This window comes from Denitrobacterium sp. (genome assembly GCF_056180635.1).
Genome location: NZ_JAZZJS010000022.1, coordinates 1 through 23,581, shown reverse-complemented (window position 1 = coordinate 23,581; position 23,581 = coordinate 1). Strand labels below are relative to the sequence as shown.

At 62.1% G+C, this 23,581-nt stretch carries 23 protein-coding genes; 21 read left to right on the top strand and 2 right to left on the bottom strand.

Annotated features, from left to right (window positions below; translation table 11 throughout):
- From AC04P6_RS01880 to AC04P6_RS01815, 14 genes are all read left to right on the top strand, one after another.
- The coding region (locus tag AC04P6_RS01880; protein WP_475564899.1) for a SpaA isopeptide-forming pilin-related protein at positions 1-962 on the top strand (962 nt) is incomplete at its 5' end.
- 92 nt (positions 963-1,054) lie between these two features.
- A complete protein-coding gene (locus AC04P6_RS01875; RefSeq protein ID WP_475564898.1) occupies positions 1,055-2,758 on the top strand; it encodes a GGDEF domain-containing protein in 1,704 nt (567 codons plus the stop codon).
- Positions 2,759-2,967: 209 nt separating this feature from the next.
- Positions 2,968-3,438, top strand: coding sequence for a ribosome maturation factor RimP (locus AC04P6_RS01870; protein ID WP_475564897.1), 471 nt, complete (start codon positions 2,968-2,970; stop codon positions 3,436-3,438).
- Between the two features lie 18 nt (positions 3,439-3,456).
- A complete protein-coding gene (gene nusA, locus AC04P6_RS01865) occupies positions 3,457-4,665 on the top strand; it encodes a transcription termination factor NusA (protein ID WP_475564896.1) in 1,209 nt (402 codons plus the stop codon).
- Positions 4,666-4,677: 12 nt separating this feature from the next.
- Entirely contained in the window at positions 4,678-4,977 is a 300-nt protein-coding gene (rnpM, locus tag AC04P6_RS01860; RefSeq protein WP_475564895.1) for an RNase P modulator RnpM, read from the top strand.
- A gap of 14 nt (positions 4,978-4,991) precedes the next feature.
- Entirely contained in the window at positions 4,992-7,754 is a 2,763-nt protein-coding gene (infB, locus tag AC04P6_RS01855) for a translation initiation factor IF-2 (RefSeq protein ID WP_475564894.1), read from the top strand.
- Positions 7,754-8,113, top strand: a complete 360-nt coding sequence (gene rbfA / locus AC04P6_RS01850; RefSeq protein WP_475564893.1) for a 30S ribosome-binding factor RbfA — start codon at positions 7,754-7,756, stop codon at positions 8,111-8,113. The genes infB and rbfA overlap by 1 nt, the downstream gene beginning before the upstream one ends.
- Entirely contained in the window at positions 8,106-9,080 is a 975-nt protein-coding gene (locus AC04P6_RS01845) for a DHH family phosphoesterase (RefSeq protein WP_475564892.1), read from the top strand. The genes rbfA and AC04P6_RS01845 overlap by 8 nt, the downstream gene beginning before the upstream one ends.
- An 8-nt stretch (positions 9,081-9,088) precedes the next feature.
- Complete coding sequence (truB, locus tag AC04P6_RS01840) at positions 9,089-10,102, top strand: tRNA pseudouridine(55) synthase TruB (protein ID WP_475564891.1); 1,014 nt, start codon at positions 9,089-9,091, stop codon at positions 10,100-10,102.
- Positions 10,086-11,018 carry a riboflavin biosynthesis protein RibF gene (ribF, locus tag AC04P6_RS01835; RefSeq protein ID WP_475564890.1) on the top strand — a complete coding sequence of 311 codons (933 nt, stop codon included), beginning with the start codon at positions 10,086-10,088 and terminating at the stop codon, positions 11,016-11,018. Before truB ends, ribF begins: the two co-directional genes overlap by 17 nt.
- A gap of 16 nt (positions 11,019-11,034) precedes the next feature.
- Positions 11,035-13,020 carry a DNA primase gene (gene dnaG, locus AC04P6_RS01830; RefSeq protein WP_475564889.1) on the top strand — a complete coding sequence of 662 codons (1,986 nt, stop codon included), beginning with the start codon at positions 11,035-11,037 and terminating at the stop codon, positions 13,018-13,020.
- A 146-nt stretch (positions 13,021-13,166) separates the two neighbouring features.
- Complete coding sequence (gene def, locus AC04P6_RS01825; protein ID WP_475564888.1) at positions 13,167-13,694, top strand: peptide deformylase; 528 nt, start codon at positions 13,167-13,169, stop codon at positions 13,692-13,694.
- Between the two features lie 7 nt (positions 13,695-13,701).
- Positions 13,702-14,658 (top strand): methionyl-tRNA formyltransferase, encoded by a 957-nt coding sequence (fmt, locus tag AC04P6_RS01820; protein ID WP_475564886.1) that lies wholly within the window; start codon positions 13,702-13,704, stop codon positions 14,656-14,658.
- Entirely contained in the window at positions 14,651-16,015 is a 1,365-nt protein-coding gene (locus AC04P6_RS01815) for an RsmB/NOP family class I SAM-dependent RNA methyltransferase (protein ID WP_475564885.1), read from the top strand. The genes fmt and AC04P6_RS01815 overlap by 8 nt, the downstream gene beginning before the upstream one ends.
- Positions 16,016-16,203: 188 nt before the next feature.
- Here the strand turns inward: AC04P6_RS01815 and AC04P6_RS01810 are convergent, their stop codons facing one another.
- Positions 16,204-17,988, bottom strand: a complete 1,785-nt coding sequence (locus tag AC04P6_RS01810) for an AMP-binding protein (RefSeq protein WP_475564884.1) — start codon at positions 17,986-17,988, stop codon at positions 16,204-16,206.
- Positions 17,989-18,075: 87 nt separating this feature from the next.
- Positions 18,076-18,660, bottom strand: a complete 585-nt coding sequence (locus tag AC04P6_RS01805) for a helix-turn-helix domain-containing protein (RefSeq protein ID WP_475564883.1) — start codon at positions 18,658-18,660, stop codon at positions 18,076-18,078.
- Between the two features lie 167 nt (positions 18,661-18,827).
- Here AC04P6_RS01805 and AC04P6_RS01800 point away from each other — a divergent pair, with 167 nt between their 5' ends.
- The 7 genes from AC04P6_RS01800 to AC04P6_RS01770 form a co-directional block, all read left to right on the top strand.
- Positions 18,828-19,580, top strand: coding sequence for a ParA family protein (locus tag AC04P6_RS01800; protein WP_475564882.1), 753 nt, complete (start codon positions 18,828-18,830; stop codon positions 19,578-19,580).
- 53 nt (positions 19,581-19,633) lie between these two features.
- Positions 19,634-19,843, top strand: a complete 210-nt coding sequence (locus AC04P6_RS01795) for a 4Fe-4S binding protein (protein WP_475564880.1) — start codon at positions 19,634-19,636, stop codon at positions 19,841-19,843.
- 2 nt (positions 19,844-19,845) lie between these two features.
- A complete protein-coding gene (locus tag AC04P6_RS01790; protein ID WP_475564879.1) occupies positions 19,846-20,910 on the top strand; it encodes a 3-methyl-2-oxobutanoate dehydrogenase subunit VorB in 1,065 nt (354 codons plus the stop codon).
- A 3-nt stretch (positions 20,911-20,913) separates the two neighbouring features.
- A complete protein-coding gene (locus tag AC04P6_RS01785) occupies positions 20,914-21,738 on the top strand; it encodes a thiamine pyrophosphate-dependent enzyme (protein ID WP_475564878.1) in 825 nt (274 codons plus the stop codon).
- Positions 21,739-21,742: 4 nt separating this feature from the next.
- On the top strand, positions 21,743-22,279 hold the full coding sequence (locus AC04P6_RS01780; protein WP_475564877.1) for a 2-oxoacid:acceptor oxidoreductase family protein: 537 nt from the start codon (positions 21,743-21,745) through the stop codon (positions 22,277-22,279).
- Positions 22,280-22,451: 172 nt separating this feature from the next.
- On the top strand, positions 22,452-22,895 hold the full coding sequence (locus AC04P6_RS01775) for a GatB/YqeY domain-containing protein (RefSeq protein WP_475564900.1): 444 nt from the start codon (positions 22,452-22,454) through the stop codon (positions 22,893-22,895).
- A gap of 191 nt (positions 22,896-23,086) precedes the next feature.
- A partial coding sequence (locus AC04P6_RS01770) for a hypothetical protein (protein WP_475564876.1) occupies positions 23,087-23,581 on the top strand: 495 nt, incomplete at its 3' end.

Sequence of the window (23,581 nt, the reverse complement as noted above, 5' to 3'; positions counted from 1 at the left end):
AGCCCGGCGTCTACCACTACAAGGTCGAGGAGTCTTCCGTCCTCGATGGCGTTACGGGCGATTCGGCCGTCTACTACGTCGACGTGACGGTGGACGCATCGATGACGGCTTCCGCAACCTGGAGCATTGCGTCTTCCGACGGTTCCCGCGTGGGCGTCGACGAATCGGATGTTGCGTTCTACAACAACGATTCCGAGCGCATGAAGTACCGTGCCCTCTCGCTTATGGGCTACACGGAAGGTTCCGCTTCCACGCAGGTGTATCCGCAGGTCCATAAGCTGCTCGATGGGTCTTTTGCGCTGCAGGCGGGGGCGTTCCGCTTCCAGCTCGTCGATTCCGATGGCAATGTGGTGGCCGATGCGGCTAATGACGAGTACGGCCTCGTGTCGTTCTTCGCCGAGGGTTCGAGCGGGCTTGCGTATACGCTCGACGACGTTGGCGCGCACGCGTATACGATCGTCGAGCTTGCTGGTTCGGAATCGGGGGTCGCATACGACGACACGACGATCGAGTACACCGTCGTCGTTTCCGGCGAGGATACCGATGGCGATGGCATCGACGACACGGTTCATGCTACCGAGACGTATACGGTCGACGGGTACGTGGTTTCCATTCCCACGTTCCGCAATAGCACCGAGGGCATGGATCTCACGGTGCGCAAGGTGAGCCGCGAGGGTGGCGAGGGGCTGGAGGGCTCCACGTACGCGCTGTGGATGGCATCGACCGATGGCTCGGGCGATGCGCTCATCACCGAGGCTACGAGCGACGCGAATGGCTACATTACGTTCGCCGACGTGCATTTGCTGCAAGGTGCGAAGTACTACTTCAAGGAAGTGGAAGCTCCCGCCGGGCATAAGGTCGACCCGCGTAGGACGGCGTATTTCTGCCTTAACGAGGCAGGGGATGGCGTCGAGCTCTGCGAGCAGACCGCTGACGGCTTGCATGCGAATTCCCAGCAATAAGATGTGTTAAAAATACCCCCTGGAGTAATCTCCGGGGGGTATTGGTTGGTACAATATCCCATAAGGAATGCAGTTAGGGGAGGGGGCTTCCCGTGACCGCGAACATACATTCATATCGTATTCGCGCTCAGGCCGCCGTGGTGGTCTTGGTCATCTGCGCCCTAACTGTCCTGTCGTTCGTCTATTCGCGCAGCTACATCCAGGAAATCGACGTCGACTCCGTGCAGACCACCTTTGCAAAGGGCTGGGTCGACGACAACGGCGATACCATTCTTCTTTCCGAGCTTGGCACCGACGCCCTCGACGGCGCTTCCTACGTCGAGCTCCACAACACGCTTCCCGCCGACTTGAAGCCCGGCGACGAGCTCATCTTCTGCAGCTGCAATACCAATTTCGTCGTTGCGGTGAATGGCATCGAGGTCTATTCATTCCAGCCCGAACGTTCTCCGCTGGTGGGGCATAACTACGGCTACGCCTTCCACTTCATCGACCTCCCCGAAGAGTTCGAGGGTGGCGAAATAACCATTTACGTCAACGGCATGTACGGCGATTGGTCGTCGGAATTCAAGACGATGGAAATCTGCTCCGCGAACGACTACGTGCATCGCCATATCCTGCGCGAAACGCCCTATGCGCTCATTTGCCTGCTCGTCGTATTTCTGGGCGCCGTGCTCATCGGCATGCACTACTACATGCGCAATATCGAGCGCATTGGCTTCAACCTTGCCTCGTTGGGCCTGTTCGCCATCATTACGGGCACCTGGGCAAGCTTGCATACGCTCATTCCGTACCTCCTTGCCGCGGGCATCGAGGTCTGGCGCGTCGTCGATTGCTACAGCCTCATATTCGCGCCCTACGTGCTCGTGACGTTCGTCGATTCCATGATGCCCGAGCGCCGTCGCCGGTACGTGTGGGCGTCGTTCGGGTTCGCAATGGCCCTCGCCGTAACGGCATTCGTGCTCAATTTCTTCAATATCCTCGACATGCACTACATGATGCACTTCGTGCGCCTGGGCATGGTGCTGCAATGCGCGCTGGTCATATACATGCTTGGCATGTCGGTGAATCACCAGCTCACCACCGAGCGCTTCCTGCGCCACGGTGCCGTGTTGAATGCGCTCGCCATCTTCATCGCCGCGTCGATTCTCGACCTCCTGTCGTTCCTCTACTTCAACTTCAGCTTCTACTCGCCTGGTGAATTCGCCATCATTGGCCTGATCATCGCCCTGTTCGTGGTGTATATGCACATCGGCAAGATCGTGAAGACCGACGCGGTGCGCGCCAGCAAGGTCGACGAGATTCGCAACTTGGCCGTTACCGACGCGCTTACGGGCATCGGCAACGTGCGTGCGTGGAACGATGCGAAGCGCGAGCTGCAGAGCATGTTCGACGAGGGGCAGCTCGAAGACGCCGCGGTCTGCATGCTCGACGTGAACAACCTCAAGAACGTGAACGACACGCTGGGGCACGAAACGGGCGACCGTTACATCATCATTGCCGCGAATTACATCGAGCGAACCTTCGGCAAGTCGGGCAGCTGCTACCGCAAGGGCGGCGACGAGTTCACGGCCGTCATATGCACGTCCAGTCCGGAATCCGATTTCCATGAATGCCTCGTCGGCCTCAACGAGCTGCTCGACGAATTCAACAGGGGGGAGGGCAGCAGCCTTCCCATGCGCATCGCAGCCGGTTTCGCCAGCGTACGCGAGCATGGTTCCTTCGATGCGGCCGAGGCTGCCGCCGACGAGGGCATGTACGCCAACAAGACGTGCATCAAGGACGCGCAAGAGGCGTAAGCGCCCCGTGCGCAATGCGAAAGGCCTGCGTGTCTGCCTAAACGCCCATTTGTGGTGAAGTCTCCATGTCGTTGGCAAATTGGTTGTAATGTGGTATAAATATTCGAGTTTGCGATAAGTCGCATTCGGAATACTTTCGGAATTTTGGAAAGTGGGATTCGTCCCGCTTTCTTCTTTTCTTGGGCGATAAACGATCAGGAGGTGCGAACGTGCTCACGCGAAAGGAAGAAACGCTGCTCGAGGCGCTCGAGCCTGCTGCCACCCAGGCGGGCATCGAGATCGTTACCATCGAGGTGGCGGGAGCCAAGAAGGCCCCCACTATCAAGGTGTACATCGACACCCCGTCAGGCGTGGGTTTCGATCAGCTGGCGGCTGCCCAGAAGTGGATTGGCGCCATCATGGACGAAATCGACCCGTTCCCGGGCGCTTATACGCTCGAAGTAAGCTCTCCGGGCATCGACCGCCCGTTGCGCACCCCGGAACACTTCACCCGCTTTGCGGGCGAAGACGTCCTCATCACCTGCAGGGGCCCCGTGAATGGCCGTGCCAAGTGGTCGGGCGTACTCCGTGGTTTCGAAGAGGGTTCGGTTATCGTGGACGCGGAAGGCGAGTCCGTCTCGATTCCGCTGGAAGACATCAAGCGTGCCCGCGTAAAGGGCAAAATCGATTTCAACGCATAGAGGAAAGGACGAACGGCTATGGCAAGTTCAGAGCTGATTGAAGCGTTGCAGATGCTCGCTCACGAGCGAAAGATCGATGAGTTCTATCTCATCGAGCGTCTGGAAGCTTCGCTCGCGAAAAGCTATCAGCACATCCTCGACCTGGAGTGGGACGCTCGCGTCACCATCGACCGCAACACCGGCAAGATCTACGTGTACGAGCTCGTGCCCGTAGGCGAGCCCGATGAGGAAACCGGCGAGTACTCCGAGTTCGAAGAGCGCGACGTCACGCCCGACGACGTGAGCCGCATTGCCGCCCAGAACGCCAAGAGCGTCATCTCCACGCTCGTGCGCGAAGCTGGTCGTCAGACCATCTACGAAGAGTTCAGCAAGCGCGTGGGCGACCTCGTCACCGGCACCGTGCTGCAGGGCACGCCCGATTTCACGATCATCAAGATTCGCGATGGCGTGGAAGCCGAGCTGCCTCACTACGACAAGACGCGTTACCCCAACGAGCGCAACGAGCGCCCGAAGAACGAGCGCTATCGTCATAACCAGCGCCTGAAGACCCTCATCATCGAGGTGCGCAACCCGAATTCCGAAGACGTGAAGGCTCGTGGCGAGCAGGCTCGTCCTTCCATCGTGGTTTCCCGCACGCACCCCGACCTCATCCGTCGCCTCTTCGAGATCGAAGTTCCCGAAATCTACGACGGCGTGGTCGAGATCAAGTCCATCGCCCGCGAGCCCGGCGCCCGTTCCAAGGTGGCCGTGTACAGCCGCGAAGCGAACCTCGACCCGGTGGGCGCCTGCGTTGGCCCCCGCGGCAGCCGCGTGCGCATGGTTGTCGAAGAGCTGCGCAATGAGCGCGTCGACGTCATCCAGTGGAGCGAAGACCCGGCCGTCTACGTGCGCAATGCCCTTTCCCCGGCCCGCGTTTCCCACGTGGACATCGACGAGGAAACCCAGTACGCCACTGTCGTCGTGCCCGACGACCAGCTTTCCCTCGCCATTGGCAAGGAAGGCCAGAACGCCCGTCTGGCAGCACGCCTCACGGGTTGGCATATCGATATCAAGTCCGCTTCGTTCGCGGGCTCGCCTGCACCGGTCGACAACGTGCTCATCGATGAAGACGTTGCCGAAGACGAAGACGGTCTGTGCGAGTACGTGAGCCCCGATGGCGTACGCTGCCGCAACCATGCCCGTCCGGGCAGCCACTTCTGCGGCATCCACGCCTCGCAGTCCGAATAGGACGATGCACCTATGGGGCAGAACCAGAACATGGCAACGAAAAGCGTGAAGCGCGTGCGCACTTGCATCGCCTGCGGGCAGCAGCAGGGAAAGAACACCCTGTATCGCGTCGTGCGCTCGCCGGAAGGCGCCGTCTCGTTCGATGCAACGGGGCGCGCCTCTGGCCGCGGTGCCTATGTCTGCTCTGCCGCATGTCTTGATCGGGCATGCAAGACCAAGCGGTTAGATCGTGCGTTGAAGATGAAAGTGTCCGATCAAGATCTCGCGCGCGTTGTCGCCGATATGCGCGACGCGATTTCGCGGTCTGAATAATGTAAGGAGAACGAATGGCAATTATGCGCGTACATGAGCTGGCGAAAGAGCTGAACATGACCAGTAAGGAACTGCTCGATCGCCTTGCCGAGATGAAAATTCCGGCTAAGAGCCACGCGAGCGTTCTCAACGATGCCTATGTCGATAAGATCCGCAAGAATCTCGCTCCCGAGCTGAAGGAGCGCGCTGGCATTATCGACGACGAGGAAGCTCGCAAACTCGCCGAGGAAAAGGCCGAAGCCGAAGCCAAGAAGGCCGAGGAGGAGGCCGAGCGTCGTGCTGCCGTCGAGGCGGAACGCGCCCAGCGCGAAGCGGAGCGTGCCCAGCGTCAGCAGCAGGCGTCTGAATCCGAAGGCGAAGCGGAAGAGGCTCAGGGCGAGGAAGCCCATGCCGTGAAGCGTCCGCCTTCGCCCTATGCGAACCTCGCCGAGCAGATTGCCGCCGAGAAGGAACGCGTCGCCCGCGAGCAGGCCGAAGCCAAGGCCCGTGCGCGCATGGCCGCCGTTCAGCGCGATGTCGCGAAGAAGCAGGCCGTCGAGCAGCGCCTGCATGCCTCCCGCAGCAAGTCGTCCCATAAGCCCGCCGAGCAGGCCGCCGCTCCCAAGGCGCCCGTGCGCGCGGTTCCCACCACGTCCGGTCGCTTCGACTCGCTTCTTTCCCAGATCGAAAGCGAGAAGCAGCGCCTCCAGCAGAGCAAGCAGGAAGCTGCCGCCCGTGCCAAGGCCGCCCGCGGCAATGCTCCCGCGCGTGGCAAGAAGGGTCGTCACAACGCTCATACCTTCGAGCCCGATGTACCCGAATTGGCTGGTCAGCAGGTAGAGTCTGGCGAAGACCGCTACGCCCAGATGGCCGTGAAGGCCGAAAAGCTGCAGCGCGACAAGGTTCTCTCCGAGGCCCGCGCCGCCGTTGCCGCCGCTAGCCACGAGGGCGAGGGCCGTCGCCGCAAGCGCAAGGAAAAGCGCCAGGCGGAAGCCCGCGAACGCGCCGAGATGGAAGCAATCCAGAAGGGTCTCGACCCCAGCCTGGTGCTCGACGATTCCGTCATCGAAATCCCGCAGGGCGCCACGGTTCAGAAGTTCGCCGAACTCCTGGGCGTTGCCCCCAACGACGTCATCAAGCGCCTGTTCATGCTCGGCCAGGTGCTCACGCTCACGCAGAGCATGTCCGACGACCTCATCGAGCTCATTTCCGACGACATGGGTCGCAAGGTTCGCGTCGTGAACCCCGAAGAGGAATACGCTGTCGTGTACAACGACAGCGAGGAAGACCTCAAGCCGCGTCCGCCCGTAGTTACCGTTATGGGTCACGTCGACCACGGCAAGACAAGCCTGCTCGACGCCATCCGCGAGACGGGCGTTGCCGAGCGTGAGGCCGGCGGCATCACGCAGGCCATCGGCGCTTCGGTGGTCGACCTAAACGGCCGTCAGGTTACCTTCATCGACACCCCAGGTCACGAGGCATTTACCGCCATGCGTGCCCGCGGCGCCAGCATCACCGACGTCGTCGTGCTCGTTGTGGCTGCCGACGACGGCGTTATGCCGCAGACCATCGAGGCCATCAACCACGCCAAGGCCGCCGACGTGCCCATCGTTGTTGCCGTGAACAAGATCGACAAGCCCGGCGCCACGCCCGACCGCGTGCGTCAGGAACTCACCGAATATGGCATCATCCCCGAAGAGTGGGGTGGCAAGAACATGTTCGTCGACGTGTCGGCTAAGAAGCGCCTGCATATCGACGACCTGCTCGAGACCATTCTGCTCCAGGCCGACGTGCTCGAGCTCAAGTCGAACCCCAACGCCGACGCCAGCGGCTACGTCATCGAGTCGAAGCTCGACAAGGGCCGTGGCCCCGTGGCAACCGTTCTCGTTGCCCGCGGCACGCTGCATCCCGGCGACACCGTTGTTGCTGGCACGAGCTACGGCCGCGTGCGCGCCCTCATCGACCCGCGCGGCGAGCATCGCGACGAGGCTCGCCCTGCCGACCCGGTCGAGATTCTGGGCCTGAACAGCGTTGCCACCGCAGGCGACGAGTTCCGCGTGTTCGAAGACGAGCGCGACGCCCGCAAGCTGGCCGAGGAACGCGCACTGCGCAAGCGCCTCAAGCAGCAGGAAGCTTCCCATATGAGCCTCGACGATCTGTTCAACCGCATCGAGGAAGGCAAGACGACCGACCTCAACCTGGTTGTCAAGGCCGACGTCGACGGCTCCATCGAGGCCCTGCGTGGCGCGTTCGACAAGATGGACCAGTCCGAGGTCAAGATCAACATCATCCATGCTGCCGTTGGCGGCATCACCGAAACCGACGTCACCCTGGCCGCTGCCAGCGACGCCATCATCATCGGCTTCAACGTGCGCCCCATGGGCAAGTGCAAGCAGATGGCCGAAAAGGAAAAGGTCGACATTCGCCTGTATCGCGTTATCTACCAGGCAATCGAAGACATCAACGCCGCACGCGTCGGTCTTCTTTCTCCCGACATCGTCGAGAAGGACACCGGTATCGTGGAAGTGCGCGAGACGTTCAAGGTTCCCAAGGTGGGCACCATCGCCGGCGCCTACGTCATGGAAGGCGAGATCAACCGCGACGACCGCGTGCGCATCGTCCGCGATGGCACGGTTGTCTACGAAGGCACCATCGCCAGCCTGCGTCGCTTCAAAGACGACGTCAAGAGCGTTCGCTCTGGCTATGAATGCGGCATCGGCATCGATGGCTACCAGGACATCAAGGTGGGTGACACCATCGAAGGTTACAAGACCGTTGAAGTGGAGCGTACCGAATAATGAAGCAGGGTAGTTCTTCCCGTAAAGTGAACGAGCAGGCGCGCGAGGTTATCGCCAGCGCGCTCCTGTTCGATATTTCCGACCCGCGCCTGTCGATGGTCACCATCACGGGCTGCGAGGTCAGCTTCGACCGCAGCGTCTGCAACGTGTACTACACGGCCGATGCTTCGGAATACGAAAGCGTAGCCGCAGCATTCGAGGGCGCCAAGGGCCGCATTCGCTCCCTCATGGCGAAGCGTCTCTCCTGGCGCGTTGCCCCCGAGCTGCGCTTCATGCTCGATGCCAGCGTCGACGAGGCGGAACGCATCGAGAACGCCCTTCTGCGCGAAGCGAAGAGGAGCGGTGGAAGCGTTGAATAGCGTATTCGGAAGCCTGGAAGGCGTGGCTTCTGCCCTCCTCGAGGCGCAGAAGCTCGTCATCTGCGGCCATATCAGCCCCGATGGCGATTGCATCGGTTCGCAGCTGGGCCTTGCCCACGCGCTTCGCTCGCTTGGCAAGGAGGTCACGTGCCTCCTCGCTCAGGACGAGCCGCTCGACTATGGCCTGCGATTCCTTCCGGGCGCTTCCGATCTGGTTCCCGCCGCGCAGTTCAGCGGCGAGTTCGACACGTTCGTTACGGTGGATGTGCCCGCAGCGCAGCGCTTGGGCGAAGACGCCGCCGCGCTTCATGCGTCGGCCGAACGCACCGTCACCGTCGACCACCATCTTTTCAAGCAGCCCTTGTCCCAGGCATATTACGTCGATTCGCAGGCTCCGTCTTGCTCGATGATCATCTGGCAGCTCGTGCAGCTCCTCAAGGCCCCGGCAAGCGCCGAGGTGGCCCTTTGCTGCTATACGGGCCTCGTCACCGATACGGGCGGCTTCAGCTTCCAGAACACCAACGCCCAGGCCCTGCGCCTGGCTGCCAGCATGGTGGAAGCGGGCGCGCGTCCCGATGTCGTGTCGCGCGAGGTCTTCCAGAGCCGTAGCATGGCATCGCTCGAGCTTCAGAAGGTCATGCTTGGCCGCATGGCGTTTTCCGAAGCGGGCGATTCCGTTCTCAGCTATCTCACGAGGGATGATTTCCAGCAGCTTGGCGCCGTAAAGGCCGATGCCGAGCCCCTCATCAACGTGCTTCGTTCCGTGCGCGGCATTCGCGTTGCCTGCATTCTGCGCGAGCAGGAGGATTGCGTGCGCGGCAGCCTGCGTGCGAAGGACGACACCGATGTGGCCAGCATTGCCTCCCGCTTGGGTGGCGGCGGCCATCGCGCTGCTGCTGGCTTCACGTTCCATGGCACGCTCGACGAGGCCCGCGAAGCGGTGTCTTCCGAGCTCGCGGCGCTGTAGAGGCATCTATGGCGAAGCGTAGTTCTACGGGGTATTCCTTTGTCGTGGGCATCGACAAGCCCGCTGGCATGTCTTCCCACGATGTCGTGAACAGGTGCCGCCGCATCTACGGCGAGCGCCGCATTGGCCATACCGGCACGCTCGATCCTGCGGCCACGGGTGCGCTCATCATTTGCGTTGGCCCGGCTACCAGGCTCGATAGGTTCCTCACCGCGCACGACAAGACGTACGAGTTTTCCGTCGTGTTTGGCACGGCAACCGACACCGACGACGCGGAAGGCGAGGTCACGAAGACGCTCGCGGTTCCCAGCCAGGCATACGACGAGCTATACGCGCGCGAGGTCGTGGCGAATCTCGTGGGCAAGCACAAGCAGCTTCCGCCCGTGTATTCCGCTATCAAGGTGAACGGCAAGAAGGCCTATGAGGAGGCGCGTCGAGGCAACATCATCGAGCTGCAGCCGCGCGATATCGAAATCTACGATGCGTCGCTCATCGGGTTCGACCTTGATGGGGAAGTGCCCGTCTGGCATGTGCGCGCAAGCGTTTCCGCGGGTACCTACATTCGTTCCATTGCGCGCGACCTGGGCTCTTCGCTGGGCACGTGCGCTCATGTGGGCTTTCTGCGCCGCACCTGCACGGGGCGCCTCGATGTGGAATCGTGCGTTTCCCTGGAAGCGCTCGAGCGCGATCCGTTTGGCAGCCTGCTCGATCCGGTGAAGCTCATGGAACGACGCTTCGTATTCGCGCGCGGCTCCCTTCAGCGGGATGTGGAATGCGGCCGCCCCCTTCCCGTTGCGAATCTTCCGCTCTTTGCCTACGATACCAGGGTGCGCCAGGAGCTTGCCCTATGCGGCTGCACCAGTGGCGTGCATCCGGCCGATGGGCCCCTGTTCGATGGCGAGGAAGTCTGCGTCGTCGTGCAGGATACGCTCAAGGCCATGTATTCGTACGACGCGGCAAGCGATTCTCTGAAATCGTGCTGCGGCTTTGCAGTGGGGGTGAAACGTGGCTCCGATATATAGGGTCGACGATTCGTTCGATTTCTCGCTCTTCGACGGTGCATCTTGCGCGTTTGGCGTGTTCGATGGCGTGCATACGGGGCATCGCTATCTGCTCGACGCGGCGATCGAAAGCGCTTCCGCCACCAATGGCATCTCCATTGCGCTCACGTTCGACATCGATCCCGACGAGCTGTTCGACCCGCAGGGCCTGAAGAAGCTCCTCTCGAACGATGACCGACTCGAGGCGCTTTCCGCCACGGGCGTCGACGCCGTGTGTGCCTTGCCCTTCACGCGCGAGTTCGCAGCGAACGCGCCCCTGCAGTTCCTGCAGTCCACGTTTGGAGGCCATGTGCCTGCCTATCTGCACGTCGGCTCCGATTTCGCGTTCGGTGCCAAGGCTGCCGGGCACGTGTCCGACCTGCGGGATTGGGCGGAAAAGTCGGGAACGACCATTCACGCGCATCATCTGGTGTCGTCTGACGGGCGTCCCATTTCGGCCACGCGCATTCGCGGCCTTTTGGCCAATGGGGAAATCAACATGGCGAATCGCCTGCTCGGTCGCCCGTACGCCATCCACGAGAAGGTGTTTGCGGGGCGCCAGGATGGGCGCGACTTCGGGTTCCGCACCGCGAACCTGCTCGTACCGCAACAGCGGAAGGTCATCGCCGATGGCGTGTACGCGGGCATCGCGCGCGTCGATGGCGTGCCCTACAAGGCGGCCATTTCCTCGGGCGTGAGCCCCGTCTTCAAAGACGAGTCGACTGCCAACTGCGAGGTGCATTTGCTCGATTTCGATGGCGATCTGTATGGCCAGCGCATCTGGGTGGAGTATCATCATTGGCTACGCCCCATGATGAAATTCTCCTCCACCGAAGAGCTCATCTCCACGGTGATGGGCAACATTCAATGGGTTCGCGATAATATGATTCTGCATTAGTGAAGGAAGGTGCGCATTGGCTGGTATCAGCGACGAGGATAAGGAAAGGGTACGTGCGGCAACCGACATCGTAGCCCTGTTCTCGGAGCGGTCGGTCATGCGGCAGAAGGGCCGCGACTTCTGGTGCTGCTGCCCCTTCCACGAGGAGAAATCGCCTTCCTGCAAGGTCGACCCGAATACCCAGCAATACTATTGCTTCGGCTGCCACGAGCATGGCGACGTGTTCACGTACGTCATGAAAACCGAAGGCATCGAATTTCCCGACGCCGTGCGGCGCCTGGCCGAGCGCGCGGGAATCGAGATCAAGGAAGCCGGCGGCCCCAGCATCCCCCGCAGCTACAAGGAGCGCCTGCGTGGCGTGTGCAACGACACGCGCGACTTCTACCATTCCCAGCTCATGCGTCTGAAGAGCCCCGATGCAGATGCCGCGCGCGCCTATCTGGGCGGCCGTGGCCTGGGCGGCGCCGTTCCCAAAGACTGGAATCTGGGGTTCGCGCCTGGTCGCGGAGCCCTCATCGCGCATTTGCGCTCACGCGGCTATTCCATCAAGGAAATGGTCGATGCGAACGTGGTGGTGCACTACGACGGCTCGCGCCCGAAGGACCGCTTCTTCAATCGCATCATGTTTCCCATTCACGATGAGTCGGGCCAGTGCATTGCGTTCGGCGGCCGCGTGGTGGGGAAGGGCGAGCCGAAGTACCTGAACACCAACGACACGCCCCTGTTCCATAAATCTAACGTGCTCTTTGGCCTCGATAAGGCTAAGGCGCGCATGACCTCCACGGGTACCGCCATCGTGGTAGAGGGCTATACCGACGTTATCGCGCTGCACGAATCGGGAATCACCAACGCCGTTGCCACGCTGGGCACGGCGCTCACCACGCAGCATATCCGCGTGCTTTCCCGTCATGCCGGCAAGCGCGTAATCTATCTGTTCGACGGCGATGAGGCTGGTCAGCGTGCTACCGACCGCGCTTTGGGGTTCATCGACGAATCGATGACGCCCGAGGCGGGCAAGCAGCGCGTCGAGCTTCTGGCCTGCACGCTGCCCGATAATCTCGATCCGGCCGATTTCGTGGCACAGCGCGGCGCCGACGCGCTGCAGGCCGAACTCGATGCTGCCAAGCCTCTTATCGCCTTCGGCATCGACCGCCACCTGTCGCGCTTCGACACGAGTACGCCCGAGGGGCGCACGGCTGCGTTCGCCGATGCCATCGCGCTCCTCGCGCCCATCAAGGATTCGCTCCTTGCGACCGAGTATGCCGTCGACATCGCCGGTCGCCTGCATATGCGCGAAAGCGATGCCATCGACCGCCTGAAGCGCCTCACGCCGCCTACGCGCCGCGATTATTCGCGCAATGCCAACGGCGGCCCCGCCAAGGGTGGGAAAGCGGGGGAGGGTCGCGCTTCCGCTCCCGCTCCTGCTAACGCAGCGCTCGCGCCCGATGCGCCTCCCTATGACGACGCATACGACCCGTATGAATCCTACGAGCCCTTCGAGGCGCTCGAGCCCATGCCCGCGCCCGTGCAGCTTTCGGTATACGAGCGCAATCGCCGTCGCTACGAAGCGGAGTTCATTGGCGTCTGCGCCCACCATCCCGAGCTCGTGATGCCCTATGCGGCATCGTTGGCCCAGGTGGCATGGCACGTACCCTTGCATGCGCAGGCTGCCGACGAGCTTCTTGCCGCCATCGCCGACAATCCGCAGCTCACCCCCGCGGAACTTGCCGCGCGCATCACCTCGAAGTATCCCGAGGCGTCGCGCCTGCTCGTCGAGCGCGAGAGCGATGCGTCGGGCACCGATGGCTACGATGCCTACGCGAGCTTCCTTTCCGAGATTCTGGCCACGGGCGACCTGGCCAGCCAGATCGAAACGTATCGCGCGCAGCTATCGCATCCCGATTCGCTCTCCGACGAGGAATCCGAGCTTCTCTTCGAGACGGTGTCGGCCTTGCAGCACGAGCTCGCCGAGCGTCGTTCCCGCAGGCGAACGGGGCAGTAGCGCGCCTCTCGCGTATGCGTTCCCACATGGTGTTTTCGCGCCGTTACGCACGCGTTTCCTTCATGCGCGCCTGCGCTCGCTAGAATGTGTACGAATATATATGTGCGCGCATAGCAATTGCGCGCGTTTCCATAAGGAGTACTAGCATGAAAATCGTATTGTCCCCCGACCCGATCCTCCGCCAGCGCGCGGAGGAATGCGAGGTTGGCGACCCCAGCCTGAAGCGCCTTTCCAAGCGCATGGCACGCGCCATGTACAACAACGACGGATGCGGCCTTGCCGCTCCTCAGGTGGGCGTTCTGAAGCGCATCATCGTCATCGACTGCGATGTCGACAGCGAAAAGCAGAACCCCATCACGCTCATCAACCCCGTGATCGTGGAAACGGCCGGCGAGCCCGAAGTGGACGAGGAAGGCTGCCTTTCCCTCCCTGGTATTTCCGTTCCGGTGAAGCGTCCGCCGTTCGCGCGCGTTCGCTATTACGATGTCGATGGCAATGAGTGCGAAATTGCCGGCGATGGCCTGCTCGGCCGCTGCCTGCAGCATGAAATCGACCATCTCGACGGAAAGACGCTGTTCGAGAGCTGCGACCCCATTGCCCGCATCAAGGCTCTGCGCGACTACGACGCCGCCGTTGCCGCAGGTGCGAAACCCGGACAGACCGCTATCGACTAGGAACCGCATGCGAATCGTATTCATGGGCACGCCCGCATACGCGGCGACCATTCTGGAAAACCTCATTCAGCAGCACGACGTCGTGGGCGTGTATACGCGCCCCGACGCCATTCGCGGCCGCGGGAAGAAGCTCGTCTCCAGTCCCGTGAAGCAGGTCGCGCAGCAGCACGGCATCCCCGTGTTCACTCCGCGCAACCTGCGCGATGCCGCCACGCAGCGCGAAATCGCGTCTCTGGCGCCCGACGTTATCTGCGTCGCGGCGTACGGCGCCATTCTGCCCCTGCGCGTGCTCGAAACGCCTCCGCATGGTTGCCTGAACGTGCATGCATCGCTCTTGCCCCATTGGCGCGGCGCCGCTCCCATCGAGCGCGCCATCCTGGCGGGCGACGAGCAAGCTGGCGTGTGCATCATGCGCATGGAGGAAGGCCTCGACACGGGCGATTACTCGGTCGTGCGCACCACGGATATCGGTTCGAAGAACGCTACCGAGCTCACGCGCGAGCTCGCCGACCTGGGCTCGCAGGCCCTGCTCACCACGCTCGCGCTTCTTGAAGACGGTGGGCATATCGAGTGGAAGAAGCAGGACGATTTCTTCGCCACGTACGCCCAGAAGGTCGGGAAGCACGAGTTCTACCTGCAGCCCGGCGACAAGGCCGCCGATGCCGCGAAGAAGGTGCAGGCGTCTTCCGCGCCGCATCCCGCGCGTTGCATCATTGCGTCGCGCCAGGTCACCATCGTGGCCGCGGAGCGCGAGGCAAGTCGCTTGAACTGCGACAAGATGAAGCTCGCGAAGGGTCGCGTCATGCTCTTCCAGAAGGAGCTCTATATTGGCTGCGCCGATCGCCCCCTCAAGGTCATCGAGGTGCGTCCCGCCGGTAAGCAGTCGATGTCGGGCCGCGATTTCGCGATGGGCATTCAGAACGTGAAGAGTGGCCTCATCACCTGGGAGGCTATCGATGGCTAAGCTCTCTCCTGCACGCCGTGCGGCGGTGGAGGTCTGCGCTACCGTTCGCCAGCGCGAGGCGTTTGCGTCCGACGTGCTCACGTCGTATCTGCGCGATGCCAAGCTCTCCGCCTCCGATGCGGGTTTCGCCCGCGTGCTCGTGCTGGGCGTCGTCGCCACGTGGGGCACGCTCGACGAGGTCATCAACCGCTGTCTGAACACGCCGCGTGACATTCAAGACGATGTGCGCGATGCGCTGCGCATCAGCACGTACGAGGTCGTGTTCCTGGGTAAGGACGCGCATGCCGTGGTCGACCAGGGCGTCGAGCTCGTTCGCCACGTGCAGCCCAAGGCCGCTCGCCTGGCGAATGCCGTTCTGCGCAAGATCGTGCGCGCGAAGCTCGAGTTTCCCTTTGCGAACCCCAATACCGACGATGCTGCGCTCGGGCGCAAGCACGGCTTCCCGGCATGGCTTGCCGAGCAGCTCATCGCCCAACTGGGGCGTCATGGCGCCGATGTGTTCATGGAAGCCTCCAATCACCCCGCGCCCGTCTTCTTCGCCGTTCCGAACTTGAAGGTCGACGAAGATCGCGTGAAGCGCACCTTCGCGCGCGAGGGCGTGACGCTCGAGAACGTCACCGTGTCCTCGCATGTGGTGCCTGGTTGCTACCATGCGCCTTCCACGGCCGTTGCCGCGCATGCTGCCCAGTACCTCTTCAGGGAGGGTGGGCTGCTGGTGAGCGACGCCGCAGCGCAGGTCATTGCATCGCGTGTGCTGCCCGCCGAGCCTGGAAGCTTTCTGGAAATCGGTTCGGGTCGCGGCACGAAGACCATCCTCATTCAGGCGAATGCCAATCGCCGGTGGGGCAAGCAGCTGAAGCTCACTGCCATCGACAATCATGGTTTCAAGGCCGATTTGCTTCGCAAGCGCGCGCAGCAGTTCGGCGTCGAGCTCGAAGGCGTTCGCACGCTCGATGCGCGCGATCTTTCGGCGCTGGGCAAGGAGCTCTACGATGGCGTGTTCCTCGATGCGCCCTGCTCGGGCGTGGGCACGCTGCGTCGCCATCCCGAAATTCGCTGGCGCCTGCGTCCTGCCGACGTGCGAGCGCTCGCCGATTTGCAACTCGAGCTTCTGCGCGAGGCTTCCAAGCGCGTTAAGCCGGGCGGGCGCCTTTCGTACGCCACGTGCACGGTACTCGCTCAGGAAAACGAGCAGGTCGTCAAGGCGTTCCTGCAAAGCGACGAGGGCAAGGCGTTCCGCCTCGTTCCCTGGGATCCAGAAGACCAGAACCGCGCCCGCGGCCTCTTCTTCAAGAGTCCGCTTACCGCCACGGGCACCGACGCCCATTTCGCGGCGCTTTTCACGCGCGTGCAGTAGCGCAAGCGCAACCCTAGCGATGCCAAGGCCCTTCCGAGCAGCTTCGGAAGGGCCTTTCTCGTGCCGCACCTCGCCCCGTGCTCCATGCGTGCAAGCCTGAAAGGCGTGCGCAGGTTGCCTCTCGCCCGAAACGACGAACGCCCGCGACGTGTGCCGCGGGCGTTCCAGACATGCTTATGGGGTGGGCGCTATACCAGCCCGTCTTTCTTGTCGTGCTCTTCGGGCAGGTGGGCCTTCGCCTCGTCCTGCTTGCGGATGGCGACGCGGCGGATCTTGCCGTTCACGGTCTTGGGCAGCTCGTCGACGTAGTCGATGATGCGCGGGTACTTATAGGGCGCCGTCTGGTGCTTAACCCAGGTCTGCAGGTCCTTCGTGAGCTGTTCGGAGCCGGTGAAGCCCGGAGCGAGCACGACGGTTGCCTTCACGGCGAAACCACGCAGCGGATCGGGCACGCCCGTAACCGCCACCTCGCGCACGGCTTCGTGCTCGAGCATCACGCTTTCGATTTCGAATGGCCCGATGCGGTAGCCGCTGCTCTTGATGACGTCGTCGTTGCGGCCCACGTACCACAGGTAGCCGTCTTCGTCTTCCCAGGCGGTGTCGCCCGTGTGGTACCAGCCGTTATGGATGGCCTCGGCCGTCTTTTCCGGGTTGCGGTAGTACTCCATCAGGATGCCGTGCGTGTCGTCGTCGACCTTGATGCAGATTTCGCCCGTCTGGCCCGGGGCGCACTTCGTGTCGTCGGGGTTGTGAACCTCCATGACGTACTGCGGAACGGGGCGGCCCATGGAGCCGGGGTGGGGCGTGGAGCCGCGCAGATTAGCCACGGTAAGGGGCGTTTCCGTCTGGCCGAAGCCCTCGAAGATGGTGAGGCCCGTGTGAGCCTTCCAGTATTCGAAGAGGTCGGGGTTGAGCGCTTCGCCTGCGGTGGTGCAGTACGTGAGGCTGGAAAGGTCGTATTGGTCGATGTTCGCTTCCGTGAACATGCGGTACATGGTGGGCGGGCAGCACAGGGTGGTTACCTGGTACTTCGCGATAAGGCCCAGCAGCTCGTCGGCATGGAAGCGGTCGAAGTCGTACGTGAGCACGCATGCCTCCATGAGCCACTGGCCGTAGTACTTGCCCCAAACGGCCTTGCCCCAGCCGGTATCGGCGATGGTGAAGTGCAGGCCGCCGTCGCTTTTCACGTTGTGCCAGTGCTTCGCGGTTACGGTGTGCGCCACGGCATAGCCGGTGTCGTGCAGGACCATCTTCGGGTTGCCCGAGGTGCCGCTCGAGAAGTACATGAGCATCGGGTCGGCTGCGCTCGTTTCGCGGCGCGCGAATTCCTCGCTCGCCTCGCGTACGGCGCTGTTGAAGTCGATCCAGCCCTCGCGCTCCACGCTGGAGGCGCAGATGCCATCGGGGCCGGAAAGCGCGGCGCCGTAGCCCGCGGCCTTTACGTCTTCGGGTGCCATGAGGCCACCGCCCGCGGCGTTTACCAGGAACTTCGTGGCGAGCGTGGGGCATTCGGCGTGCACGTTGTCGACCACCTGGGCGATGTCGCCGCAGTTGGAGCAGATGATGGCCTTCACGTCGGCGCTCTGGATGCGGTACGTGAGGTCGTGCTCCTTCAGCATGAAGGTTGCGGGCACCATGACGGCACCCAATTTGTGCAGGGCGGTTGCGATGAACCAGAACTGGTAGTGGCGGCGCACGATGACCATCACCATGTCGCCACGGCCGATACCCTGCGCTGCCAGCGCGTTTGCGGTCTTGTCGCTCCAGTATTTCATGTCGCCGAACGTGAAGCGATGTTCTTCGCCTTCGGGGTTGGCCCACACCATGGCGGGGCGGTTCGGCTCGGCTTCGGCGATATCGTCTACGACGTCGTATCCGAAATTGAAGCTATCGGGGTAGTTGGCGCGGAAGCGCGTGAGCACGCCCGCTTCGTCGTAAGTTTCCTCAACGTATCGCTGATGTATGTTTCGCATGACTTCTTCCTTGTGTGATGCGGTTTCCCGCGGATGTTCGAGCAATTGAATAAGTGGCGTTGCGGCGCTACTCGTTTCGAGTAACGCCTAGCTAATGCTCGACCCAGCCGGCTTCATCACAATCGCCATGAACACGCAATCCTCGCCGTTTGTGGCGATCATGCCGTGCCCGCGGCCTGAATCGTAGAGAAGCGTGTCTCCCACGGAGACTTCTTCGATGTGGTCTTCGTAGCGGAACTTCATGGAACCGCTGATGATGAAGTCCAGCTCCTGGCCCTCGTGATACGAGAGGTGGATGGGCTGGTCTTGCTGTTCTTCCAGGTAGGGGATGGTTACCAGGAAGGGCTCGCAGAGCTTTTCGCGCAGAAAGGGCGCTTTGTGCAGGTACTGGAACCCAGCGCGGCGATTGATGGGCAGGCCGTCGCCTGCGCGCACGAGCGAGTACCCGGAAAGGTGCGGGTTTTCGCCGGTGAGCAGCTCGATGACGTCGACGCCCAGCTTGCTGGCGCATTTGGAGAGGAAGGTGAACGAGAGGTCTTCCTCGCCCGATTCCTGCGCGGTGTATTCGGAAAGCGTGCGGCCGGTGCTGCTCGCCATTTCCTGCATGGAGAATCCCATGTCTTCGCGAAGCGCTTTAATTCGGTTCGCTACCTCTTGCGTGCTTACGTCCATGTGTTTGCTTTCCTCCTTTACATCGCGTGACTGCCATTAGAGTGTACCCCTTTGGGTTTCTCGTTGACTAGGTACTATATCTGCTTACTTTAGTGCGCGATAGTGATTATGAGGAATTCGCCCCGCACCTCCTTGCAATCTGCATCTTTCGTGCTTGAATGGGTTGCATGGATGAAACCCGCCCGACATACCAGAACGAATCGCGCTTCCCGGAGTCCCTGCTTGAGCTGGGCCGAGTCGTGGTCGTCTGCGGTCATTACGGGGTGGGGAAGACGAACTTCGCGCTGAATTTCGCCATCGATGCGGCGCAAGCGGGCCGCGATGTCACGGTGGCCGATCTAGACGTCGTGAATCCCTATTTCCGGTCGTGCGAGTACGCCGATGTTCTTGCGGCTGCGGGCGTTCAGATGATTGCCCCCGTGTATGGCGGCACGTCGCTCGACACTCCCGCGCTTTCCGGGCGCGTGTCCTCGGCCATCGAGGAAGCGTATGCCAACTCGAACCGCCTCCTCATCTTGGATGTGGGCGGCGACGATGCGGGCGCCACGGCGCTCGGGCGCTTTTCCGCTGTTCTCAAGCGCGGTTCCTACGCATTTCTGTATGTGGTGAACGCCATGCGCGAGGGGACTCCCGAACCTGCCGACGCTGCGGCGATCCTTCCCGAAATCCAGGCGGCGTGTCGCCTTACCGCAACGGGCGTGGTGAATAACACGCATCTTGCGGGGGAGACGTCGGGCGCCATCGTGGAGCGCGGTCGACTGTTCGCAAGCGAAGTTGCACGCCAGGTGGGGCTGCCCGTGGTCGTGCATACCGTTCCGCAGGGGTCGGTTTTCTCGCCAGAGCGTCCGCAGGGCGTGCGGCCCATGCCAGGCGATTACGTCGTTCGCAAGCTCGTGCGAACTCCGTGGGACGCCGATTAATCGTGTTACGTGCCCCGGGTGCGCATCGGGGCTTGTAGTAGAAGGAGAAGCTTATGTCGCGAATTATCGTTGACGAGACGTATTGCAAGGGGTGTGGCCTGTGCGTGGATGCATGTCCGCTCGGCATCGTCGAGCTCGACGCCGAGCGCATTAACGCCAAGGGCTACCATCCCGCGCATCTGGTAGACGAGGAGCGCTGCACCGCGTGCTGCTCGTGTGCCACGATGTGCCCCGATGTGGCGATCACGGTCGAGAGGTTCTAGGTATGGCTGAAAAAGTACTCATGAAGGGCAACGAAGCCCTTGCCGCCGCCGCCGTGCGCGCCGGTTGCAAATTCTACTTCGGTTACCCCATCACGCCCCAGACGGAAATCGCGGCCTACATGAGCAAGACGATGCCGAAGATTGGCGGCACCTTCCTGCAGGCCGAAAGCGAAGTGGCCGCCATCAACATGCTCTACGGCGCTTCCGCCGCAGGTGCGCGCTGCATGACGTCCTCCTCTTCGCCTGGCGTTTCCCTGAAGGCCGAGGGCATTTCCTACATGGCCGGCGCCGATCTTCCCGGCGTCATCATCAACGTCGAGCGTGGCGGCCCGGGCCTGGGTTCCATCCAACCCTCCCAGCAGGATTACTGGCAGGCTACGCGTGCCATGGGCCATGGCGACTCGCGCCATATCGTGTTCGCTCCCAGCACCGTGCAGGAAATGGCCGACCTCGTGTACCTGGCGTTCGACAAGGCCGACGAATACCGCATGCCCGTCGTCATTCTGGCCGACGGTTTGCTGGGCCAGATGATGGAGCCCGTCGTGCTCCCGCCCGAGAAGACCGAGCTTCCCGAAAAGCCCTGGGCCACGTGCGGCCATGGCGGCAAGCGCCCCCACAACGTCGCGAATTCGCTCTACCTGCAGCCCGATCAGCTCGAGCAGAAGCTCATCGAGCGCTACGCCCGCTACGAAAAGGTCGAGCAGGCCGAGCAGCGTGCCGAGGGCTTCATGCTCGACGACGCGGAATACGTGGTGGTCGCGTTCGGTGCCAGCGCACGCATTGCGCGCACGGCCGTAACGAAGGCTCGCGCCGAGGGCATCAAGGTAGGCCTGCTTCGCCCCATCACGCTGTGGCCGTTCCCCAATGATGCGCTCGCAGCAACGCTCGACACGGCGAAGGCGTACCTATCGGTGGAGATGTCGATGGGCCAGATGGTCGACGACGTTCGCCTGGCCGTTGCCGGCGCCCGTCCCGTTTCGTTCTTCGGCCGCACCGGCGGCATGATTCCGTCTCCGGCGGAAGTTCTCGACGCCATTCGCAAGATGGCTGAACAGGCAGGTGAGTAGCGTATGACGCAGGAAAAGACCATCAAGTTCCAGCGACCCGAGTCGCTTCTGCCCGTGCCTTTCCACTACTGCCCGGGCTGCCCCCATGGCATCGTGCACCGTCTTGTGGCCGAGGCCATGGACAAGATGGACCTTGCGGGCAAGGCCGTGGGCGTGGCTCCCGTGGGATGCTCCGTCATGGCCTACGACTACTTTGGCTGCGACATGATCGAGGCGGCGCACGGTCGCGCACCCGCGGTGGCAACCGCCGTGAAGCGCGTGCATCCCGGCAACCTGGTGTTCAGCTACCAGGGCGACGGCGACCTGGCCAGCATCGGCATGGCCGAAACCGTGCATGCCGCCACGCGTGGCGAGAACATCACCGTCATCTTCTACAACAACGCAATCTACGGCATGACGGGCGGCCAGATGGCCCCCACCAGCCTGCCGAACCAGATCACGCAGACGTCGCCGTATGGTCGCGACGTTACCAGCGCGGGCTATCCCATCCGCGTCTGCGAGTTGTTGAAGGACCTCGACGGCGTTGCCTACCTCGAGCGCGTCACGGTCGATACGCCGGCGCACGTTCGCAAGGCGAAGAAGGCCATCGAGAAGGCGTTCACCTACCAGATGGAAGGCCGCGGCTACACGCTCGTCGAAGTCGTGGGCACCTGCTCCACGAACTGGGGTCTTACGCCTCAGGAATCGTTCGAGTGGATGCGCGAGAACATGCTCCCGTACTATCCGCTGGGCGTGTACAAAGACGTCGTTGCCGATGGCTATCCCAGCATCCGCGAGGCTGCCGCAGCGCGTGCCGCGGAATGCCCCATCGCGCAGAAGGAGGCGTAAACCCATGGCGAAGGATCTGAACATCATTCTCGCCGGCTTCGGCGGACAGGGCCTGCTCTTCGCGGGCAAGATCATCGCCCAGGCCGGCCTCATCGAGGGTCGCGAGATTTCCTGGCTGCCCAGCTACGGCCCCGAAATGCGCGGCGGCACGGCGAATTGCAGCGTGTGCCTTTCTGATGAGCCCATCGGCAGCCCGCTCGTAACCGAGCCCGACGTGCTCATTGCCATGAACCAGCCTAGCGTGTACAAGTTCATCGATGCCGTTGTGCCCGGTGGCCTGGTGCTGGTCGACACCACGCTCGTGCCCGACATCCCGCAGCGCGACGACGTGCGCATTTTCCCCATTCCCAGCACGCAGCTGGCCGAGGAAAACGGCTTCAAGACGCTCTCGAACGTCATCCTCACGGGCAAGCTGTTCGCGGAAACGCATTTCTGCAAGCAGGAGAGCATCGAGGAAGCGCTCACGAAGGTCATTCCACCTCGTAAGCAGAAGCTTCTCGCCCCGAACCAGAAGGCGCTCGCGCTGGGCATGTCCCTGTAGCGTAACGTTCTCATCGCATGGGCGGCTCGCTGGATGGCGGGCCGCCTTTTTGCGTCAAGGGCAGGAGGGCGCCGTTTTGCCAAGTCATGCGCATATTGGACGCGAATCTGCATCCCATGTTCACGATTCGGGTCTACTATAGATGGCAAGTCAAATCGAAAAGGAGCATTCCATGAACTACGACGAGCTGAAAGACCAGATCAAAGATGCCATGCGCGCCCGCGACAAGGTGCGTCTCTCCATTCTTCGTCAGGTTCATGGCGAGCTGAAGGACATCGAGGTCAACGAGCGTCGCGACATCACCGATGAAGACGTCACCACGATGATCAAGCGCCTCATCAAGCAGACGGGCGAGACGCTCGAGGGTTCGCAGAAGGCCGGCACCGACGAAGAGCGCACGCAGAACCTGCAGCGTCAGGTCGAGATTCTGAACGACCTTCTTCCCGCGCAGCTTTCGGGCGAAGAGCTCACGGCGCTCGTTGAGAAAACGATTGCCGATCTTGGCGCGGAAACCAAGCGCGACATGGGCAAAGTCATGGGCGCCCTGAACGCCGCAACGGGTGGCAACTTCGATAAGGCCCAGGCTGCCAAAGATGCGGGGCGCATGCTCGCATAACGCGCGTTTTCCCGGTTTCTCCCCCAAAACCCAATTCCCACCTGGGGAATTGGGTTTTGTTATTTTACCGTTTACCAGCCGTTTCGAGGCATAGCACCAAATGTGATAAAATTAGTACCATTCCTGGGCTATTTCGTCGGGTGTGTGCCTTGTGCGGTTTGGGGTAAGCGAAGTCCAGCGAAGGGGGAGCCGTGTCTGAAACGACCGGAAATATCAATATTCTCTCAGTTCCCTTCAAGGGGAAGTCCTTTGTCGAGGTCTCGGCCGACCACGCGCATTTCAATGCATGCGAGATAGACGTCACCGGCGTGCTGCGCGCATGCCGTTTCATGGTGGAGTTCAAGCCGGGTAAGCTGTACCTCGACGACAAGGGCAAGCAGCACCTCGAGGAGGTGCCCGGCACTGGCTTCAAGGTCAAGGGCTCGTTCAAACCCCTCAAGGGCAAGAAGGCGAAGGCCGCTGCCGAGGGGGCCGACGTAAAGCAGTCGCATGCCACCGCGTATGTCACGCAGGACGATGGCGAGGTCCATTTCAGGGAGCTTCCCGATGGCGAAGGCGAAACGCCGTGCATCATCATTTCGGCGCGGCCCATTCTGGTTCCGCTGCCGTTCAAAATTGCACTGGCTGTTCTGGTATTGGCTGCCGTAGGGGCCGTTGGCGCTTTTACCTTCCTGAACAGCCAGTGG